Source organism: Neoroseomonas soli, from assembly GCF_018129065.1.
Taxonomy (GTDB): domain Bacteria; phylum Pseudomonadota; class Alphaproteobacteria; order Acetobacterales; family Acetobacteraceae; genus Neoroseomonas; species Neoroseomonas soli.
The window spans coordinates 118,547-137,464 of sequence record NZ_JAAEDM010000003.1; the positions used below are offsets into that span (position 1 = coordinate 118,547).

Genomic DNA, 18,918 nt, shown 5'->3' on the forward strand with positions numbered 1-18,918 from the left:
TCGTGCCTGACCTGCCCCTGCTCAAGGGCGAGGCCGAGCGGGCGGTCACCATCTTCAATCGGCTGCGGTTGCCGGATGTGCCGGGCCGGCCGCCGCTATCCACCGCCGGTGGCGATTGGCAGCGCGACATCGTCCGCGCGCTGTTCGGCTCCTGGGACGGCACCGAGCGGCACATCCGCGAGATCTTCGCCCTGGTTCCCAAGAAGAACGCCAAGACCACCGCCGGCGCGGCGATCATGGTGACCGCCCTGCTAATGAACCGCCGCCCGCGGGCCGAGTTCATCATCGTCGCGCCAACGCAGGACGTCTCCGATCTCGCCTATCGCCAGGCGGTCGGCATGATCGAGGCCGACGCTGTGCTGGCGGCGAAGTTCCATGTGCAGGAACACCTCAAGCGCATCACCTACCGGCCGACCAACGCCTTCCTCAAGGTGAAGTCCTTCGATCCGAAGATCGTTACCGGCACCAAGCCGGCGGGGATCCTGCTCGATGAGCTGCATGTCATTGCCGAGGCGCCGGACGCTGACCGGGTCATCGGCCAGATCCGCGGCGGGCTGATCTCCCAGCCTGAGGGGTTCCTGATCACCATCACCACCCAGTCGGAGCGCCCGCCCTCCGGCGTGTTTCGCGCCGAGCTGATGAAGGCCAGAAAGGTGCGGGACGGCATCCTGCAGGCGCCGATCCTGCCGGTGCTCTACGAGTTCCCGCCCGAGGTCGAATGGAGGGACCCGGCCAATTGGAAGATGGTCACGCCGAATGATGGCCGCTCCATCACCGTCGCGCGCCTGATCCCCGACTATCGCGCCGCGGTCGAGGCCGGAGAGGAGGAGCTCCGACGCTGGGCGTCACAGCACCTCAACGTCGAGATCGGCCTCGCGCTGCTGTCGGATGCCTGGGCCGGCGCCGAGCATTGGGAGCCGCAGGCGGATCCCGATTTGACTCTGGATCAGCTGCTGCGCCGCGCCGACGTCGTCACCATTGGCATCGATGGTGGCGGGCTGGACGACCTGCTCGGCCTGTCGGTGATCGGCCGCGATGCCATCACGCGCGACTGGCTGCTGTGGTCGCGCGCCTGGGCGCATCCGGTGGTGCTGGAGCGGCGGAAGTCGGAGGCGGCCCGGCTGACGGACTTCGCCCGCGACGGCGACCTGCGCATCGTTGGGCGCCTCGGCGAGGATTTGGAGGAAGTCGCTGACCTGGTCGCCGACATCGATCGCGCCGGGCTGCTGCACGCCGTGGGTCTGGACCCGGTGGGCATCGGCGGCATCGTCGATGCGATGGCCGAGCGGCACATCACGGGCGATCGGGTCGTCGGCATCCCACAGGGCTGGCGGATCAGTGGCGCGATCAAGACGCTGGAGCGCAAGCTGGCCGACGGGACGCTGTGGCATCCCGGCCAGGCGCTGATGGCGTGGTGCGTCGGCAATGCGCGGGTCGAGCCGCGCGGCAACGCGATCACCATCACCAAGCAGGCGGCGGGCAAGGCGAAGATCGACCCGCTGGTGGCGGCGTTCAATGCAGCGGAGTTGATGTCGCGGAACCCGGAGGCGCGGTCGGCGCCGGCCGTCTTCGTGATTTGATCGCGGTAGACCGCTTTGCGCGGTCTGCCGACGTTCGCGCCGCGTTTGCTGTCGCGTACGGCTGCTCTCGCAGCAACGGTCTTAGCTGGGTCATCCCCGCTACTTGGTTGTGCTGCCCGAACTCCTGAGCGGCAAGGCTACCGTCCGGATCCGAAGTCGGGCAGCCCAGCGCCGGCACGGCGGGTAGGCCGCCGTGCTCCGTCCCCTCCCACTAAGGCGAAGGCATCTCCCGGCTAACCGCCGCCAGCTTCGCTTGGTTCTTGAACAATTGAGCCAGATAAGCGCCGGGATACAATCTGTTAGCAGCCTCTGCAGTGGCCGCGACGGCGCGCGCGACGAGCGCGAAAACGTCCTGTTCCGATGGGATCGGGTAGGGCGCGCCCACGCCAGAGGACAGCGGAAGTGAGCGATACACGTGGTGTGCGATAAAGCGGTTGCCGTGGACGGCGAACCCTCGATCTCGGCCGTCAAGGGTCGATTGAAGGGTCTGTAGAGCGGAATCGATCATGCGCATCACGCGAACATGCCGCCAGAGCAGCGTGCTCGACGTGCCCGCGTTGAACAGCGCCTTGTAGGGCGCCTTCTCAGTGTTGTCCCACAGCCTTCCAATCTCGCGCTTCGCCTGCGTGGACATGGCGAGGTCGGCGCTCGCACATGCGAGGGCGACGGTCGCCTCCTCGAGATCGAAGGTGGTAGCGTTCCTAACCACCGCCTCGCCCGACTTGAAGTGATAGAGGACGCCCTCCAACCCCAATTCCATGCGGAGCCGCTCCTGCTCGGGATCGAGGGCCACGAAATCCCGCCGCGTGATCTGGTTCTGCGTGTTAGTAGCTTTCGTGATCGCAGCGGAAAGCGCCTGCCCCTCCGGCCCGTCCACCGAAATGAAGCGCGCCTGCACCCGAGCCCTCTGCACAGCTGCAGGGTTCTTACCGTGAGCCGTGGCGATGGAACCGGCCGTCTGGGCGCCGTTAACGATGGCCGCCCCGTGGCAGACGATGAACACGGTTTTCCCTGCGCCCGCGGAGAGCCGCCGCTCGATGCGCTGGCACACGACCGTGAGGCCGTTGTTGTAGTGCCAGAAGTGTTCCGGCTCGTTGAGCAGCGTGTTGAGCAGGCCAGAGTTCACGTCCATGTCTGTCCCAAGGAAGCGCCGGATGTTGGGTTCGACAAGCTGCGGGTAATGCTTGGACCACCAGCCCGCGACATGCTCGGCCTCTACCTGCCCATAGACAGCGAATGGCCCTTCCACCTGCCCATACTCGTGGAGCAGAACTTCCAACGCGATGGGCTCGCCCCGCGTGCCCTGCACCACCATCCCGTAGATGTCGCTCTGCCGCAGCACTCTGAGGGACAGGAGGTCCTCTGCTGCCTCATCCTTCCAGTCGTTGAACTTGCTGAGGCATTCATCAAGCACCCGCTCCGGCTCGGGGGCGAGCGGCTCCTGTCCCGTATAGATGGGCACGAGAACGTAGCTGGCTTTGTCCGCGAGCATGGCCTCTTCGACCATCGCCATTTTGGCCTTTGCTTTGTCGTTGAAGCTTTCAGCACGCTGGTCGACTAGATCGCGGAAGCCCTGCACGAGCTTCGACGCGTCGGCAACGTCGAGCGACCCGTGCCCGTCGCCAAACCATTTGGCCTGCACGATGTAGAGGGTGCGGGTGGCGCGGTCGTAGTGCAGGGCGTCCACCCCGTTGTCCCCGGCCCCATCCGTGACTGCCGCCGCTGCGTGCTCGGGTTCGAGACCAGCCAGTTGTGCGACAGCGAAAGCCGCCAAGGCGCGCGACAGCAGCACCTTCTCGCGGTCGGCTTCCTGCAGGTTGGCCACGTCGCGAAGGTCGATCAGGCCCTTGTAGCTGCGGAGAAGGAAACCCTTGATCTGGTTTACGTGCAGGAGGCTCATTTCGATCTCGGACGGCGGTGTGCACGCTTAGAATAGCAGGCCGCCGACGCCCGCACACGGTAGCGGGCAGACGCCTTCCCTCCAGGGGTTAAGTCTTTGGACCGTGAGCGGCGATGGCTGCGACCTTCTCCGCTAGGTGAGGCCTCCGGTGGCAGAGAGGGCACAGCACGGCGAGGTCGTCCAGAGTCGTGTCGCTGTACCTCGGGAAGCGGCGCACGGTCATGCGCCTCGCGCCTCGCGCCGCGCTCGATCTCGAACCGCGCGCCCCTGTGGGCGGGGCACCAGCGTCGGCACCTCCCGACGGACCAGAAACTGCCGGCACGGCGGAGGTTGGGAGTCCGCTCTGGGTCGTAAGCGGCCCCTGCTGAGCGGCTTACCCGGCCAGGACTGGCCGTTCACGTCACCGCGTAAATGGGGCATGGCATGTCGCATGAACTTTGCCGGACTGATTCCGGCTCGGGCACCGACGCGCGTACCCCTCACTGATGCCCAATCTACTCGGCAGCCTCGCCCGTCTCTGGCGGGAACGGAAAGCCGCGACCTTCGCGCCGCGCTTCTGGGAGGCGCTGCGCCCGCCCGCGAAGTCCGGCGCCACGGTCAATGCCACCTCCGCTCTGGAATGCACCACCGCGCTCGCCTGCGTGCAGGCCATCGCCTGCGGCGTCGCCATGCTGCCGCTCGACATCTACCGCCCGCGCGCGGGCGGCGGCCGCGACGTCGCGACGGACGAGCCGCTGTGGGAGTTCTTCGCCGGCCAGCCGAACGAATGGCAGACCTGGCCCGAGTGGATCGAGACCACGCTGATGCACGCCGTGCTGTGCGGCGACGGCATCTCCTTCATCAACCGCCCGAACCCCAGGGGGCCGATCCGTGAGCTGATCCCGCTGGTACCCGGCAGCGTGTCGGTGGAGCAGCGCCAGGGCTACGATCTCGCCTATCACCTGGTCCTCGCTGACGGTCGCAGCCTGACGGTCGGCCGTGAGCAGGTGTTCCACCTGCGGGCGCCGTCGTGGAATGCCTATTCCGGCCTCGACGCCACCAAGCTGGCCCGCGAGGCGATCGGCCTCGCCTTGGCCACCGAGGAAGCTCACGCGCGCCTGCACGCCAATGGCGCCCGCCCCGGCGGCATCCTCACCACCGAGCAGCGGCTGACCCGCGAGCAGGTCGATGAACTCCGCGCCGCCTGGCAGCAGACCCAGGGTGGGCTGTCCAACGCTATGCGCACCGCGGTGCTGTCCTCCGGCCTGAGATGGGAGCCGATGGGCATGACCGGCGTCGATGCCCAGCACATCGAGACCCGGCGCTTCCAGATCGAGGAGATCTGCCGCGCTTTCGGGGTCTACCCGGCGATGGTCGGCCATTCGGACAAGGCCTCGACCTATGCCTCGGCGGAGCAGTTCTTCATCGCCAATGTCGTCTACTCGCTCGGCCGCTGGACTCGCCGCTTCGAAGAGCGGATCCGCGTCGACCTGATGACGCGCGAAGAGCGGCAGCGCCGGCTCTACGCGAAGTTCTCGCTGCAGGCGCTGATGCGCGGCGACGCCCGCACCCGGTCGGATTTCTACAGCGCGCTGATCACCCTCGGCGTGCTGACGCGCAACGAGGCCCGCGCGCTGGAGGAGCTGAACCCGCTGCCCGGCCTCGATGAACCGCTGCGGCCGCTGAACCTGGCGACCCAGGCCGAGGCCAAGGCCGCCCTCGCGGCGAAGCAGGCGCCGCCTGCGTCGGCTCCTTCACCAGATGCCGAGGGCAAGGCGGCGGCGATCGCCGCGGTGGCGCGCGTCATCGGCGCCGACGACCCCGCCCTGGAATTGAAGATCGGCCGGATCCTGTCGGCGGCCAACGAGGCCCGCATCCGCGGCGCCCGTGATGCGCTGGATACGGTCCTCTCCCAGCTGGAGACCCCATGATGCGGCATCGTGGCGATATCCGCGCCCGCTTCGAGGTGAAGTCGGTCGCCGCCGACACCGGCGCCTTCGAGGGCTACGGCGCCGTGTTCGACGTGGTCGACACCTATCGCGACGTTATCCTCCCCGGCGCCTTCGCCGAGACGCTCGCCGAACACGCCCGCCGCGGCACCGCGCCCCGCATGCTGTGGTTCCACGACCCCGGCAAGGCGATCGGCGCCTGGTCAGAATTCCGCGAGGACGAGCGCGGCCTGTATTGCGCGGGCCAGCTCGCTCTCGACCATCCCGATGGCCAGAAGGCCTACGGCACCCTGCGCGGCGACGGCGCGATGGACCTGTCCATCGGCTACACCGCCATGCTGTTCGAGGTCGACCGCGCCGCCGAGCTGCGCCGCCTCAAGACCATCTGGCTGGACGAGGTGTCGCTGGCCCCGCGCGGCCATGGCGTGAACCCCGCCGCGGTGGTGACCGACTTCAAGGCCCGCGTGGCGGGCATCCAGACCATCCGAGACTTCGAGGATTTCCTGCGGGAGGCAGGGTTCTCGCGTGACCGCGCCAAGGCGATTGCCTCGCGCGGCTTCAAGGCCAGTGCCGACCCTCGGGAGGAGGACGCAACGGCCGATGTGCTCGCCGGCATCCGCCGGCTGCAGCAGATCCTCCAATCCTGACGGGATACCCCATGGACACCGATGTGAAGGAGGCCCTCGACGGCCTCGGCCGTGCCTTCGAGGAATTCAAGGCGACCAACGACAACCGCCTGGACGAACTCGCCCGCAAGGGCAGCGCCGACGTGCTGCTGGAGGAAAAGCTCCAGCGCGTGAACACCGCCCTCGACCAGTTCGAGACGCTGAACCAGCGGCTGACCAAGGCCGAGCTCGAGGCCAAGGCTGGCCGGGAAGCGGCCGATGGCTCGAAGGAGGCACTGGAGCGGATCGAGACCCGGCTGAACCGCCCCGGCATGGGCTCGGGCGACCGCCAGGCCGAGCTCAAGGCAAGGGTGAACACCTGGGCCCGGGCAGTGATCAATGCCCACACGCTCGGCGTGCCGAACCTCACCGCCGACCAGCAGAAGGCCCTCTCGGACGTCGCCGCCGAGCACAAGGCGATGTCGATCGCCGACGACACCACCGGCGGCTATCTCGCCCCGTCCGAATACGTGCGCGAGATCATCAAGGGCGTGACCGAGATGAGCCCGGTGCGCTCCTTGGCCCGGGTGCGGGGGACCTCCTCGAAGTCGATCATGCTGCCGAAGCGCACCGGCCAGTTCGCCGCTCGGCGCGTCTCCGAGCAGGGGACGCGTACCGAGACCCCCGGCCTGGCCTACGGGATGATCGAGATCACCGCGCCGGAGGTCTACGCGCTGGTCGACATCTCGCAGCACAACCTGGAGGACAGCGCCTACGACCTCGAGAGCGAGATCCGCGCCGAGGCGGTCGAGCAGTTCGCGGTCAAGGAGGGGCAGGAATTTGTCGGCGGCTCCGGCGTCGGCGAGGCGGAGGGCATCCTCACCAATGCCGACATCGCCTTCACCCCCTCGGGCTCCGCGGCGACCATCGCCGATGCCGAGGGCCAGGGGAACGGGCTGATCACGCTCTTCCATGCCCTCAAGACGGCCTACGCCCGGAACGCGGTCTGGACGCTGAACCGGGTGACGCTGGGCTCGGTGCGCAAGCTCAAGGACGCCGACAAGAACTACGTCTGGATGCCGGGTCTGGCGAACGGGGTGCCGAACACCATCCTCGGCGCGCCCTATGTCGAATGCCCCGACATGCCGAACGAGGGTGCCGACGCCTTCCCGATCGCCTTCGGCGACTTCCGGCGCGGCTATGTGATCGTGGATCGCATCGCCATGACGATGCTGCGCGATCCCTTCACCCAGGCGACCAGCGGCAATGTGCGGTTCCTGTTCCGCCGGCGCATGGGCGGCGCGGTCGTGCTCGCCGAGAGCATGCGCAAGTTGAAGTGCGCCGCAGCATGACCGCCGGGCCCGCGTAGCCGGCATCGGCCGCGCGGGCCGCCGCTGCGGTTATCCACACACTTCACCATTCCATCAACGCAACTGAAAGGCGAGGTGTCCGCCATGGCCACTCGTGACCTGTGCCACAACGTCCACCCCGTGCGGGCGATCAGCCCGGCGGCGGCCAAGACCGACAACACGCCCTTCGTGTCGGAGATCGTCGACACCAAGGGCTATGAGAGCCTGACCTTCCTGCTCGCCGCCGGCGACATCGCCGACGCCGACGCCACGCTGACCGTGCTGGTGGAGGCGAGCGACGCCGCCAACATGGCGGGCGCCGAGGCGGTGCCCGACAAGGAGCTGATCGGCACCGAAGCGCAGGCGGGGCTGTCCTTTGCCGACGACAACAAGACCCGCAAGATCGGCTATGTCGGCGGCAAGCGCTATGTCCGCCTGACCGTCACGCCGGCGAACAACACCGGGAACATCTTCCTCGCGGCGATCGCGTTGCTCGGCCATCCGCGCAACGCGCCGACGCCCAATCCGCCGGTGTGAGCATGACGGCGGAGGGGCAGCGGCGGATCCGGGTGCTGCGGGCGTTCGCCTACTCGCTGGACGGCGTGCGGCTGATCGCCGTCGCCGCCGGCGAGGAGGTCAGCCTGCGCGCGGGTGCCGCCGCGGGGCTGGTCGCCGAGGGATATGCCGAGGCGGTCGTTGCGGATCCTTCGCCTCGGCAGCAACCCGCACGGCGCCGTCCGCCCGTTCGCGATCCAGCCTGACGGGGAAGGCAGATGCTGGAGATCGTCACGCCGGCCGCCACCAGCGACCTCACGACGCTGGCGACCGCCAAGCGCGAGCTCGGCGTCATGGACACGGCACAGGACGCCCGGATCGCCGATCTGATCCGCCAGGCGTCCGACCTGGTCGCGCAGTGGTGTAATCGCTCGGGCTTCGGCCGCGAGATGCTGCGGCAGACCGCACGCCTGGTGTCCCCGGTCGATGTCATCGTGCTCCACCGCGACCTCGGCGTGACGATCACCGCCGTCACGGAGGACGGCGTCGCGCTGGCCGCGGCCGACTACGAGCGGGGCGGCGTACTGCTCTACCGGCTGCGCGAGGGCGCCCGCGCGCCATGGACGGCGCGGTTGGTGGTCGTGGAGTACCAGGCCGGCTTCGTGTTGCCGGACGACGCGCCGCCCGCATTGGAACGCGCCTGCCTCGATCTGCTCGCTGGGCTGTGCCACGGCCAGGGGCGCGATCCGGCGGTGCGCAACGAGACCACCGAGGGCGTCGGCGCGGTCGGCTATTTCGAGCACCGCGGCGACACGCTGCCGCTGCCGCCCGATCGGCTGGCGGCCCTCGAACGCTATCGGCGGTTCCATCTCTGATCAGCCGCCGCTCGACTGTCCTTTCTGCTTCAGAGCAGCGAGGGCTGCATCAAAGTGCCTTCTCCAGACCGTTTCGTCCTCCAGGGCCCTCGCGCGGACCTGCTCGGTCCACTCGCGCACAACCCGTTCGATGACAGCCTGAAGGCTATGTTCGCGAAGCTCCTCGTTCAGACATGCCCGCTGCAGTTGCGCAAGCATCGTGTTCCTGGCCACTTCAACGATCGGGATGTTCGAGGCCGCATCGCAGACAGCAGCGATGCGCCGGGCGTCCATTGCGGAGATGCTGGTTGCGACCGCAGGTCCGTAGGTTTCCGCAGCCGCCAACCGGCAATCGTCCGCGCCCGCATGTCTGTTATCACCATAGATCTCGAAAAGCGGCAGGTGATAATCGGGAAGAGAATGCGCCAGCTTGCCCAGGGTCTTGGCGGACAGCGGCTGAACCTCCCACACGTCAAACCAATCTTGACTAAGATCGATCGCGTTGCCGTTCTCGTCGACAAAATCAGCCTCAAACAGGCTGACCACGTCCGGGTCACCGATCGTCGAGGGTAGTGCATTCGGCGAGTCGAAACGTGCGTCGTCGGAATTGCTTCCGTCCCAATCGCCATCGCCCATCCAGAGCGCGTTGAGTGTCATCCGCAGTCGGCTCTGATTGGTGATGTGAGTGCAGGCGCGACCGCCCCAGAACGCGTCGTAAGAATCCCGAAACTCGAAGTTCGGGACGATGTGCCACAAAATCGAGAAGGAATAGGATGCCGGCGGCTGAACTTGCGCGAGTGCGGCCTCAACCTGCGTTGGAATGGATTGTGACTCGGTCCACAGACGTAGCCGTTCCCCAAAGATCAGGCCCATCCCGGCGGCACCGTCCGGCCCATACGGACCAGTGCTTAGCCAAACCTGACAGACTTTCTGGGTGCAGCATACGATCGGCGGCGCAGCCTTCATCCAGGCATTCAGGCGCCTGGTGAGCGCGCGGATATGAGTGGGCAGTTTCGCTTCGAGATCGGGATGCCAGTCGCTGCGGCACCATGCGAAGCGTCCAACAACTTTCTGGACCGCAGACGTCGCGAATTCGCCGAGAAAAATTCTCGGCGTCCTCGGGAGTGGAAGTGCGTAAGGCAAGAATGTAGCCGCCGCCGCTTCTCGGACGGCCAGCAGTGCTGCTTCACGTTCCGTGGCCGGCCGTGGGCTCGGATCCTTCTCACGAGGTTCGAGCAATTGCGGGGCACGTTCGACCTGGCGAAGTGCGTCAGCAAATCCCGTCGTCTTGATCACTGCCTGGCCGGCTTGGTTGAGCAAATGGTACATACGATCGAGAACGTCCAAGGGCGGGAGATCGTCGGTCTCAGTGCCGCGCGCGGTCCATTTGGTGTCATCAAAGAGGCGAAGAAGGTATGCATCCTGCCGCCTCTCCCCGGCCAACTTGGCTGCGGCCGCGGCGATATCGCAGTAGGGCTTGAGCGATTGTGTCAGTCGCCTGCGGCGTTGTTCAACGTTCTCATGCTCAGGGCGCAGCGCGTAGCGTGGAAGATGCTTGGTCGAATCAAGCGATCCCGGCGCCGACTTGCCTGCTTCCTGAAGTACGCGCGTCTTCTTGATGGGCGGCGACCGCTGCTCGAGTTCCTCAAGAAGGTCCCACAGATTGCGCGCCACCCGCACGCGCTCGTGTTCGAGCAAGGCGCGCGGAGATCGTGCGAGCTCCTCGTTCACTCTTTGCAGCCGAGATTCGAGCAGCTTCTCTTGGTAGATCGGATCAGTTGCATCGTCTGGAAGGCTTCCGCGGGGCGCAGCCTGGTCTGACGAGCCTGAAGTCCTCTTGGCTTGCTGCTGGCGGCGCAGCCGCTTTGCACGCGCGGCGCGGTCGTCCGAAGTGGACATCTTCAGCCGCGCCCCCTGCAACGACGGCTCAACCGTGCGCGGGCGTGTCGGCTGAGCGCGATCTTCCGACGATCGGCGCTGATGAGCCGATGGTTCAAGATCGTGAGGATGATTCCGTCCTGCGCCTCCACGAGCGCGATGCCGGCAGCGCGCTCCAGAAGCGATCCCGGAACGCCATCGAGGCGGAGTTCGATGAGTCGATCATGTGACAGCCAACGCAGCACTCGCCCGCCGGGCTGTGCGGCTTCCTGATCAGCTTCGGCGTGCAGCATGGCGAGGACGTCGCTGGGGACTCCGCGTTGATTCTGCCGAACCGAGGCGTGGAGGCTGAGAGGCAGGACGCCGGAGTAGCGGTGCATGGCGATCTCCGTGGGCATGGCGGTCTCCTTGACTGCCGGCAACCTAACCATGGCCGTCCGTGCCGTGGTTCCCGAATATGCTGTGGGGCGGGAAGATTCTTGAGAAGATGCTGATCCAATATTGGGAACATGGTTTGGGTGCGTGTGATCGGGGGTGTCCGGGCCCGCCTGGGAGCCGCGTCGCTCAGGCGCGTTTACTCGCGGGCGACACTTCGTTTTCCCTCGGCGGGCGGCGCGGCGGTGGCGTTCGTCGAGGACTGCATCTCCGACGCCCGCGGCAGACCCCAGCATTGCGGCCGGATAATCCGATCACCCTTGAACGCTACCGGCGGTTCCATCTCTGATGGGCGCTCTGCGCGGAGCCCGTCGTCGCGCCCTGGCGCGGCGCGGTCGGCCGATGACCCTGCGTCGTCTCGTGACCCCGCCCGGCACCGTCGTCAGCGCCACCGTGACCGGCTTCTCGGCCGACTATGCGCCAGACGATCTCGCCCCGCCGCTGGTGCAAGGCGACCGTCGCCTCGAGATCCTGCACGCCGACCTGGTCGCCGCCGGCTTTCCCTGGCCGCCGCGCGAGCCCGATGAGGTGCTGGACGGCGGGGAAAGCTTCACCGTGATCTTCGCCGCCCCTGTGTGGGAGGGGGCGGACCGCATCGGCTGGACCCTGGCAGTGCGGGGCGGCTGACATGGCCTTCACCCGCGCCCAGTTCCGCAACTTCACCCGTGAGCTCGAGGTCGGCACGCGCGGCCTCACGGGTCCGGCTGCCAGCCGCCGTCTCGCCGCCATGGCTCGCGCGCACATCGCCGAGGTCGAGCGCCAGCAGGCCGCCCGCTCCGGCGGCGTGGTGCCGGACCACACCACCACGGTGGACGGGCGGGTGGGCGCCGCGCCGGAACTGGTGCGTCCCGACGGCGTCATCCTGATCGCCTGGCACTACCTCACCGAGGCGGTGATCCGCACCGTGACCTACCTCGAGGAGAACGGTCCGGAGCGAAAGGGCGGCTGGAAGGCCAGCATCACCACCTTCGTCGACGATGCGGCGGTCCCGCGCACCGCCCGGCTGCCACCCAGCGCTACGGAGGCGGTGGTGGTGGTGCGCGCCGACTACGCCCGACGCCTCGAAGTCGGCAAGCGCGACAGCGGCGGGCCCTTCGTGCTGCAGGTGCCGATGCATTTCGTCGAGCAGGCAGCGGTCGCGCTGCGACCGGCGCTCCGCCCGCTCGGCTGGGAACCGCGCTTCACCTATGTCGACGTGCCGGACGCTTTCGCGCTCAGTGTCGAGGCCACCCGGCGCCGTCGCTTCGGGCGGCGGGGGATCGTGACGGAGCGCTCCCAGCGCCGCGTGGCGGGTGGCCGGGATGTGGAAAGCCAGGTCCGTTATCCGGCGATCGTCATTCGCCCCATCCGGGCTGCCCGTTCGTGACCGCCTCGCCCTATGCGGACAGCGTCGCGGCCATCGCCGCGGCCTGGTCATCTGGCTGGCCGGCACCGCCCGGGGTGCCGGTGCTCTGGCATCACAATGGCAGCGATGCCGTGCCCTCCCGTGTCAGCACGCAGCACTGGCTGCATCTGGCGGTCGAGCACAGCAGCGAGCGCCTCGTCGCCTTCGGCGGCGGCCGCGGCGCCCATGAGAAGGAACTGCATGGCTCCGTGGTGATCCGTGTCATGGCGGCGCGTGGGCTCGGCGAGGCGACGCAGCTGGCTTTGCTCGACCAGGCCCTCGCCGTGTTCCGCAGCCGGCGCGACGGACCGCTGTCCTTCCTTGGCACCTCGGTGATCGAGATGCCCGGCGCCTCGGCCGATGGCGCCTGGTGGGTACGCAGCGGCATCGCCGTCTTCGTCTATCGCTTCCGCGGCTGATCCGGCCGCCTCCCTCCTTCCCATCGGAGAGTTCCCATGCCCCTCGCCGAAGGCAGCGCGGCCCGCTTCGCGTACAAATTCTACGCGGACGGCAGCATGATCACGAACGCGGAGGCGGACATCGCCACCGCACCGGGGGCCACCGGCGGCCGCATCCTCCGTCGCGTCAGCGCCGGGTTGAACCTGCGCAAGAACGCCACCCGCTCGGCCGAGATCCTGCCCTCGCGCCAGGTGCGCAGCTCGCGGCACACCTCGCGCCGGGTCGAGGGACCGCTGGACGGCGAGTTCTCCCCCGGCAGCTACTTCGACTTCATCGAGGCGGCGCACCGCGACACCGCCGCACCGATCCTGCCCTCAGGCCTGACCGAGGTGCAGCTCACCAGCGTTGCCGCGGACGCCACCACCTCGAAGCTCACCTTCGGGGGCGGCGATCCGGTCGCGCTCGGCCTGCGCAAGGGGGCGATCCTGCAGTTCGCCAGCTTGTCCGCGGCTGGCAACAACGGCGTGCGCTTCCTGGTCACCGGCTTCGGCGGCACCTCCAACCGCGAGGTCAGTGTCTTTCCGGCGCCGACCACCATGGCGGCGGACACCAGCTTCACGCTGAGCACGCCGGGGAAGTCGTCGATCATCCCGGCCTCCGGCCATGTCCGGCGCAAACTGGCGATCGAGCGCTACCACGAGGATCTCGACCGCGCCCGGCTCTATACCGAGCTGCGTGTGACGGGGTACCGCCTCGCCGTCCCCGCCGAGGGCAACAGCACCTTCGGCCTCAACGTCATGGGGCGGAACCGCCGTACGCTGACCGGCGCGGCGGCGCCCTACTTCACCTCGCCGGCGGCCGCCACCACCACCGAGGTGTGCAACAGCCTTAACGGCATCCTGCGCATCGCCGGCAGCACGGTCGGCACCGTCACCGGGCTGAACCTCAACCTCGCCATGGCGGCGGACGCGCCTGCGGTGCTCGGCCAGGCCTTCCCGCCGGACGTGCTGCTCGGCACTGCCGACGTCACCGGCGACTTCACCGCGCTGGTCGACGACACCGACGCGATCAGCGTCGCCTTCGAGGAGGAGCTCGAGGTCGAGCTGCTGTTCATGCTGACCGCGGGGGGTGCGTCAGCCGATGCAGTGGCTTTCCACCTGCCGCGGCTCAAGCTGAACGGCGACGAGGAGAACGTGCAGGGCGAGGGCTCGCAGACCATGAACGTGCCGTTCCAGGCGCTGGAATACCTCGGCAGTGCGGCTGGCATGACCGGCACCACGCTGCGTTGCACGGATACCGCGGCGACCTGATTCATGACGTGGCGCCCGGTTCGGCGTCCGCGGCCGACACGGGTGCGGCCTTCTTCGCGTTGCGCGTGGCCACTGCCTTGCGGGCGGCGACGCGGCGCTTCCGCGTGGTGACAGCCTTAGCTGCGGCATTCCGTGCCTTGGTGGCCCTGTCCAGCACCTGGTACTTCGTGCCGGTCCGCGTCGGTGGGGTCGTCACTTCCTCGGCCGTGCAGCGCCAGGGGCGCGTGATGCGCCGTAGCTCCGCCTTGGCGGTCTCGATGGGGATTTTGAAGAACTCCCATCGCAGCCGCCGGTCATCGAGCGCGCGGTGCAGCGCCTTTTCGGCGTTGAACGCATCCCGCACCGGCGCGCTGAACTCGAGCCTCCATTCGCCTGGGATCCTGTGCGCCGAGGCGACCGACTGCATGCGCGTCATGCAGTCCACCTGGGTGAGCCCGATCTTGACGATGTTCCGCGCCAGCGCGGCGTTGCTCATCAGGTAGACCCAGCCTGGACGGTGCTTGTCTTCCCCCATCGTCTTTCCCCGCGTTCGGCGCCGCGCCTGCCGGCGCCTGCCCCCATCCCGTCATCCCATCGTGCCGTTCCAGCATCGGGAAGGAAACAACATGCCCGCCATCTTCGACACCCTGGCGCTGCCGACCGATCGCAGCGCCCGCCTGCTGCTCATCCACCCGGTGACGCGCGCGCCTCTCACCGACGAGGCCGGCGAGCAGGGCTGGATCGAGCTCTATTCCTGGGAGAGCGAGCAGGCCCAGGCGCATCGCCTCGCGCGTGACAACGCCCAGCGCAAGCTCGGTCGCGAGTTCACCGCTGAGGAGGAATGGGAGGATATGGGCCAGATGCTGGCCCGCCTGACCCGCGCCTGGCACCTGGTCGGCCTCGACGGTCGCGCCATCGCCGCGCCCTGCAGCTTCGACCTCGCGGCCGGCGCCTACAACGCCACCGGCCTGCGCTGGCTGCGCAACGCCGCGATTGCCTTCCTCAATGTCAGCGGCAACTTCTTCCCTTTGGCTGGCTCGGCGCCCTCCGCGCCCATGGCCGACACGCATTCTGGCTGAGCCAGCGCCTCAAGGACGGCGGTACACGCCGCCAGCATTTTTTGGCAGCGCAGCGGCAGACCGGCCGCACCCCGGCCGGGTTGATTGGGCCGCCGCGCCCGCCCGGCTCCGAGGCGGTGTGGCGCGCCTTCAGCGAGTTAGATGCCCAGCGGCTTCACACGGAGAGCGGCATCCCCCAGCCGCTACAGCACCGCGACGTCGAGGCCTGGTGCCGCACCATGCGCGTCCCGCTGCACCCGGCCGAGATCGTCGCCGTGCTGGTGCTGGATGGTGAGCGCCGCGCCGTCGAGGCTGAGCGGTTGGCAGCGCGCAGTCCCGCGGACATCGATCCGGAGGATGACGGATGAGCGGCAGCCTTGGCGGCGTCGAACTGCTGTCGATCATCCGCTCCTCGCTCGATGCCTCCGGCTATGTCGCCGGCGCCCGGCAGGTCGACGGGGCGAATGAGCGCCTGCGCGCCTCGGGCGACAAGGTCGCGGGGACGCACGAACGCATCACACGCGGGATGGACCAGACCGCTCGTCAGGTCGCCGCCCTGGCGCAGCGCACCAATCCGGCCGTCAAGGCGACCGTCGAGCTGGTCGATGCCGAGGCCAAGCTCGATCGCGCCCTGAAACTCGGGCTGATCAGCCTCGATGACCACGCGCGGCTGCTGGTGCCGCTGCAGCAGCGCCACCAGGCGGCGACCGCCGCGGCCAACCAGACCGCCAACGCCTTCGGCGTCACGGCGCGGCAGGCGCAGCAGCTGGCGCCGCAGATCAACGACGTCATCACCTCGCTGCTCGGTGGCGCCAGCGCCTTCCAGGTGCTGACCCAGCAGGGCGGCCAGATCACCCAGGCCATGGGCGGGGTGGGCAACACCTTCCGCGCCATCAGTGGGCTCTTCACGCCCGTCCGGGTCGGCGTGCTCGCCGTCGGCGGGGCGCTGATCGGCACCTTCGCGGCTTACGAGGGCACGGAGCGCCGCGTCGCCCGGTTGCGCAATGAGCTGCGCGGCTATGCCGCCGACTACGAGAGCCTGGCGCGCAACCTGGAGCGCCGCGCCAGGGAGCAGAGCCTGCTGACCCCCGGCGCGGGTCGCAGCGAGGTGCGCACCGCCCAGGCGCGCATCGCCCAGGTCGTCCGGCCGGAGGATCGCGAGAACCTCGAGCGCTACGTGGCGCTCGCGCTCGACCTTTCCCGCACCCTCGACAAGGACCTCGCTGCCGCCGCCGAGCGGGTCGCCCGTGCGCTGCGCCGGCCGGAGGAGGTGGCGCGCGAACTCGCCGAGCAGGGCGTGCGCGGCTTCGACGAGCAGTTCCGCCGCCATATTGAGCTCATGGTCCGTGCCGGTGATGCCAGCGGCGCCGCGGCGCAGGTGATCGCGCGCCTGACCAGCGTGGTGCAGGGTGCGACCAATGGCGGTACCGCCTTCGAGCGGGCGATCAACAACGTCGAGAAATCGCTCGAGGGTCTGTGGAACCGCATCACCGACGGGCTGGCCCGCGCCGGTGGTCCGTTCATCGAGTGGCTCGCCCGGTCGGAGCGGAACTCCCGCGCGCTGGTCGAGATCGGCGGTCTGTCCATCCTGCGCGCCTTGCCGGGCGGCCTCCCGATTGAGGGAGCGTTCCGGCTGCAGCAGATGCTCGGTCCCTCCGCGCCGGGCGCCCAGTCCGCCCGGCCGACACCGGCTGCGGATATCGCCGGCCTTTTGGAGGAGGCCGCCCGCGTCTCTGGCGTCGATCGCGCCCTGCTGGAGCGGGTGCAGCGCGCCGAGGGGATCCGCAATCCGGACGGCAGCTGGCGCACCAGCAGCGCGGGCGCGCGCGGCCCGATGCAGGTCATGCCCGGGACCTTCCAGGAACTGGCCCGGCGCTACGGCATCGAGGGCGGGATCGACGATCCCCGCGCCAACATGCTGGCCGGCGCGCTCTACCTGCGCGAGCGGCTGCAGACCCGCGGCGACGTCGCCCTGGCGCTCGCCGACTACAACGCCGGCCCGGGCCGGGTGGACCGCGTGCTCGGCGGCCAGGCGGAACTGCCGAACGAGACGGCGCGGTATGTGCGCGGCATCCGGTCGGGCTATTCGGGCTCGGGCATTGCCGGGCCGGTGCAGCCCGTTCCCGCGACACCCTCTCCCCCGGCGCCTGCGGCTACTATTCCGCAGCCCGCATCCGTCGCCGGCCCACCAACGCCGACGCCCGAGCAGCGCTTCTACGACAGCGCACTGTCCGAGGTCCGCCGGCGCGGAACGCCGACTGGCGACGTCGCCGAGCTGACGCGCGATCTCGAGCGCTTCCAGCGCGCCCAGCGCCAAGCAGCACCTGACAGCGCCGAGTATCGCGAGTTCGGCGACGCCATCGAGCAGATCCGCGCCCGTATCACCGGCACCGAACGGCCGATCGAGCAGTTCATCCGCGGCCAGCGCGAGGCGGCCAGGATCGCGGAGACCAGTGAGGGCGCCGCGCGCGAACTCGCCCAGGCCATGCAGGGCTTGGATGAGGCCGCCCGCGCCCAGGGCCGCGACCCCACCGCCGAGGAACGCGCCGCTGTGCGCGAGGCGGTGCTGGCGCGCGCCGCCGGTCAGTATCGCGACCTCACAGCCAACGTCGATCGCCAGATCGACGCCGAGGGTCGGCTCAATGAGACGCTGGGCCGCGGCGCCGGCGCGCTGCAGGAGGCCGAGGCGCGGGCCAAAGCACTGGAGGATGTCCGCCGCGCCGGGCTCGTCGGCACGGAGCAGGAGGCGGCGGCGGTCGCCGAGCTCACTGAGCGCTACCTCCGCCTCGCCCGCGCCCAGGCCGACCGCATCACCGCCGCCTCGCTGGATGAGCAGCGCCGACAGATCGAGCTCATACGTGGCGAGGCGGGCACCATTGGCCTCGGGGAGCGCGACCGGGCGGAGGCGATCGCCGCCATCCGCGCCCGTGCCGAACTGGAACGCCGGTCGCCCGGCAGCGCCGATACGGAGACGGGGCGGCAGTACGTCGCCAATGCCGTCGACCTCGCCCGCGCGCAGGACGATGTCCGCGTGCTCAAGGAGATCGAGGGATGCGGTCGTGAGACCGCCGGCGTGCTGGTCAGCGGCTTCCGTGCCGTCGCCTTCGAGGGCCGCCGTGCCAGCGACGTACTGCGCGACATGGAGCGCGCTCTCCTGGATCTCGGCACCCGCGCGCTGCTGCTCAAGCCGCTGGAAGAGATGCTCGGCCGCGTCGCCTCTGGACTATTCGGCGGGAGCAGCGGCGGCGGCCTCATAGGCATGGTCGGTTCGTTGTTCGGCAGCAGCACCATGGAAGTCGCCGGCACGGGCCTCGCCAAAGGCATCGAGGGCGCCGCCGGCCTAGTCACCGCCGCCGCCCCACTGTTTCACGAGGGCGGCGTCGTCGGCGCCGACCCCACCCCGCGCCGCCTGGTCCCGGAGATCTTCTTCCATGGGGCACCGCGACTGCACAGCGGCGGCTTTGCGGGCGGGACACCCTTCGCCAGCGACGAGGTCCCCGCCATCCTCCGCCGCGGCGAGGTCGTGCTGAACCGCCGCCAGCAGCAGGCCGTCGCCCGCGCGGCCACGCCCAGCGTGTCGCAGACCATCATCGTCCGCGCCGAGGACCCGGCCGCCTTCCATCGCACCCGGCTGCAGATGGCCGGCGCCATGCGACGCGACCTCGCCCGCGCGATGCGCAACGCGTGAGGTTCCAGCCTCAAATCCCTTGCTGCACCTTCGAACGCCAACCGATCATTAGCTACAATCGAGATCTCGGCGGTGA

General features: G+C 68.8%; 18 protein-coding genes. 14 read left to right on the forward strand and 4 right to left on the reverse strand.

Going from position 1 to position 18,918, the window contains the following annotated elements:
* The first annotated feature begins 2 nt into the window (after positions 1-2).
* Positions 3-1,580: a terminase large subunit gene (locus tag GXW76_RS02115; protein ID WP_211860331.1), complete on the forward strand. Its 1,578-nt coding sequence runs from the start codon at positions 3-5 to the stop codon at positions 1,578-1,580.
* 211 nt (positions 1,581-1,791) lie between these two features.
* On the opposite strand, the gene GXW76_RS02120 is transcribed toward GXW76_RS02115, so the two are convergent.
* Entirely contained in the window at positions 1,792-3,480 is a 1,689-nt protein-coding gene (locus GXW76_RS02120; protein WP_211860332.1) for an AIPR family protein, read from the reverse strand.
* Between the two features lie 485 nt (positions 3,481-3,965).
* Between GXW76_RS02120 and GXW76_RS02125 the strand changes: the two genes are divergently transcribed.
* The 6 genes from GXW76_RS02125 to GXW76_RS02150 all read left to right on the forward strand — a co-directional run bounded on the left by GXW76_RS02125 (position 3,966) and on the right by GXW76_RS02150 (position 8,732).
* On the forward strand, positions 3,966-5,390 hold the full coding sequence (locus tag GXW76_RS02125) for a phage portal protein (RefSeq protein WP_211860333.1): 1,425 nt from the start codon (positions 3,966-3,968) through the stop codon (positions 5,388-5,390).
* Positions 5,387-6,055 carry an HK97 family phage prohead protease gene (locus GXW76_RS02130; RefSeq protein ID WP_211860334.1) on the forward strand — a complete coding sequence of 223 codons (669 nt, stop codon included), beginning with the start codon at positions 5,387-5,389 and terminating at the stop codon, positions 6,053-6,055. The genes GXW76_RS02125 and GXW76_RS02130 overlap by 4 nt, the downstream gene beginning before the upstream one ends.
* 11 nt (positions 6,056-6,066) lie before the next feature.
* Entirely contained in the window at positions 6,067-7,365 is a 1,299-nt protein-coding gene (locus tag GXW76_RS02135) for a phage major capsid protein (protein WP_211860335.1), read from the forward strand.
* A gap of 102 nt (positions 7,366-7,467) precedes the next feature.
* Positions 7,468-7,899, forward strand: a complete 432-nt coding sequence (locus GXW76_RS02140) for a hypothetical protein (protein WP_211860336.1) — start codon at positions 7,468-7,470, stop codon at positions 7,897-7,899.
* A 2-nt stretch (positions 7,900-7,901) separates the two neighbouring features.
* Positions 7,902-8,123 carry a hypothetical protein gene (locus GXW76_RS02145; protein WP_211860337.1) on the forward strand — a complete coding sequence of 74 codons (222 nt, stop codon included), beginning with the start codon at positions 7,902-7,904 and terminating at the stop codon, positions 8,121-8,123.
* Positions 8,124-8,135: 12 nt separating this feature from the next.
* The gene (locus GXW76_RS02150; protein ID WP_211860338.1) at positions 8,136-8,732 is read left to right on the forward strand and encodes a head-tail connector protein; all 597 of its coding nucleotides are present in this window, start codon (positions 8,136-8,138) and stop codon (positions 8,730-8,732) included.
* Here the strand turns inward: GXW76_RS02150 and GXW76_RS02155 are convergent, their stop codons facing one another.
* Both GXW76_RS02155 and GXW76_RS02160 read right to left on the reverse strand, forming a co-directional pair.
* Positions 8,733-10,610 carry a hypothetical protein gene (locus tag GXW76_RS02155; protein WP_211860339.1) on the reverse strand — a complete coding sequence of 626 codons (1,878 nt, stop codon included), beginning with the start codon at positions 10,608-10,610 and terminating at the stop codon, positions 8,733-8,735. It lies immediately after the preceding gene.
* A 2-nt stretch (positions 10,611-10,612) separates the two neighbouring features.
* Positions 10,613-10,987: a hypothetical protein gene (locus GXW76_RS02160; protein ID WP_211860340.1), complete on the reverse strand. Its 375-nt coding sequence runs from the start codon at positions 10,985-10,987 to the stop codon at positions 10,613-10,615.
* A 379-nt stretch (positions 10,988-11,366) separates the two neighbouring features.
* Between GXW76_RS02160 and GXW76_RS02165 the strand changes: the two genes are divergently transcribed.
* From GXW76_RS02165 to GXW76_RS02180, 4 genes are read left to right on the forward strand one after another with little or no spacing between them, the layout of a single operon-like run.
* Entirely contained in the window at positions 11,367-11,651 is a 285-nt protein-coding gene (locus tag GXW76_RS02165) for a hypothetical protein (RefSeq protein WP_211860341.1), read from the forward strand.
* A gap of 1 nt (position 11,652) precedes the next feature.
* Positions 11,653-12,390, forward strand: coding sequence for a hypothetical protein (locus GXW76_RS02170; protein ID WP_211860342.1), 738 nt, complete (start codon positions 11,653-11,655; stop codon positions 12,388-12,390).
* Positions 12,387-12,827: a hypothetical protein gene (locus tag GXW76_RS02175; protein ID WP_211860343.1), complete on the forward strand. Its 441-nt coding sequence runs from the start codon at positions 12,387-12,389 to the stop codon at positions 12,825-12,827. Before GXW76_RS02170 ends, GXW76_RS02175 begins: the two co-directional genes overlap by 4 nt.
* A gap of 36 nt (positions 12,828-12,863) precedes the next feature.
* A complete protein-coding gene (locus GXW76_RS02180; RefSeq protein ID WP_211860344.1) occupies positions 12,864-14,117 on the forward strand; it encodes a phage tail tube protein in 1,254 nt (417 codons plus the stop codon).
* A 1-nt stretch (position 14,118) separates the two neighbouring features.
* On the opposite strand, the gene GXW76_RS02185 is transcribed toward GXW76_RS02180, so the two are convergent.
* On the reverse strand, positions 14,119-14,631 hold the full coding sequence (locus GXW76_RS02185; protein WP_211860345.1) for a GIY-YIG nuclease family protein: 513 nt from the start codon (positions 14,629-14,631) through the stop codon (positions 14,119-14,121).
* Between the two features lie 91 nt (positions 14,632-14,722).
* Between GXW76_RS02185 and GXW76_RS02190 the strand changes: the two genes are divergently transcribed.
* Genes GXW76_RS02190 through GXW76_RS02200 form a run of 3 tightly spaced genes read left to right on the forward strand, consistent with a single transcriptional unit; the run spans position 14,723 to position 18,842 of the window.
* Positions 14,723-15,175: a hypothetical protein gene (locus GXW76_RS02190; protein ID WP_211860346.1), complete on the forward strand. Its 453-nt coding sequence runs from the start codon at positions 14,723-14,725 to the stop codon at positions 15,173-15,175.
* A gap of 41 nt (positions 15,176-15,216) precedes the next feature.
* Positions 15,217-15,522 (forward strand): phage tail assembly chaperone, encoded by a 306-nt coding sequence (locus tag GXW76_RS02195; RefSeq protein WP_456307098.1) that lies wholly within the window; start codon positions 15,217-15,219, stop codon positions 15,520-15,522.
* On the forward strand, positions 15,519-18,842 hold the full coding sequence (locus GXW76_RS02200; protein WP_211860348.1) for a phage tail length tape measure family protein: 3,324 nt from the start codon (positions 15,519-15,521) through the stop codon (positions 18,840-18,842). Before GXW76_RS02195 ends, GXW76_RS02200 begins: the two co-directional genes overlap by 4 nt.
* Positions 18,843-18,918 lie beyond the last annotated feature (76 nt).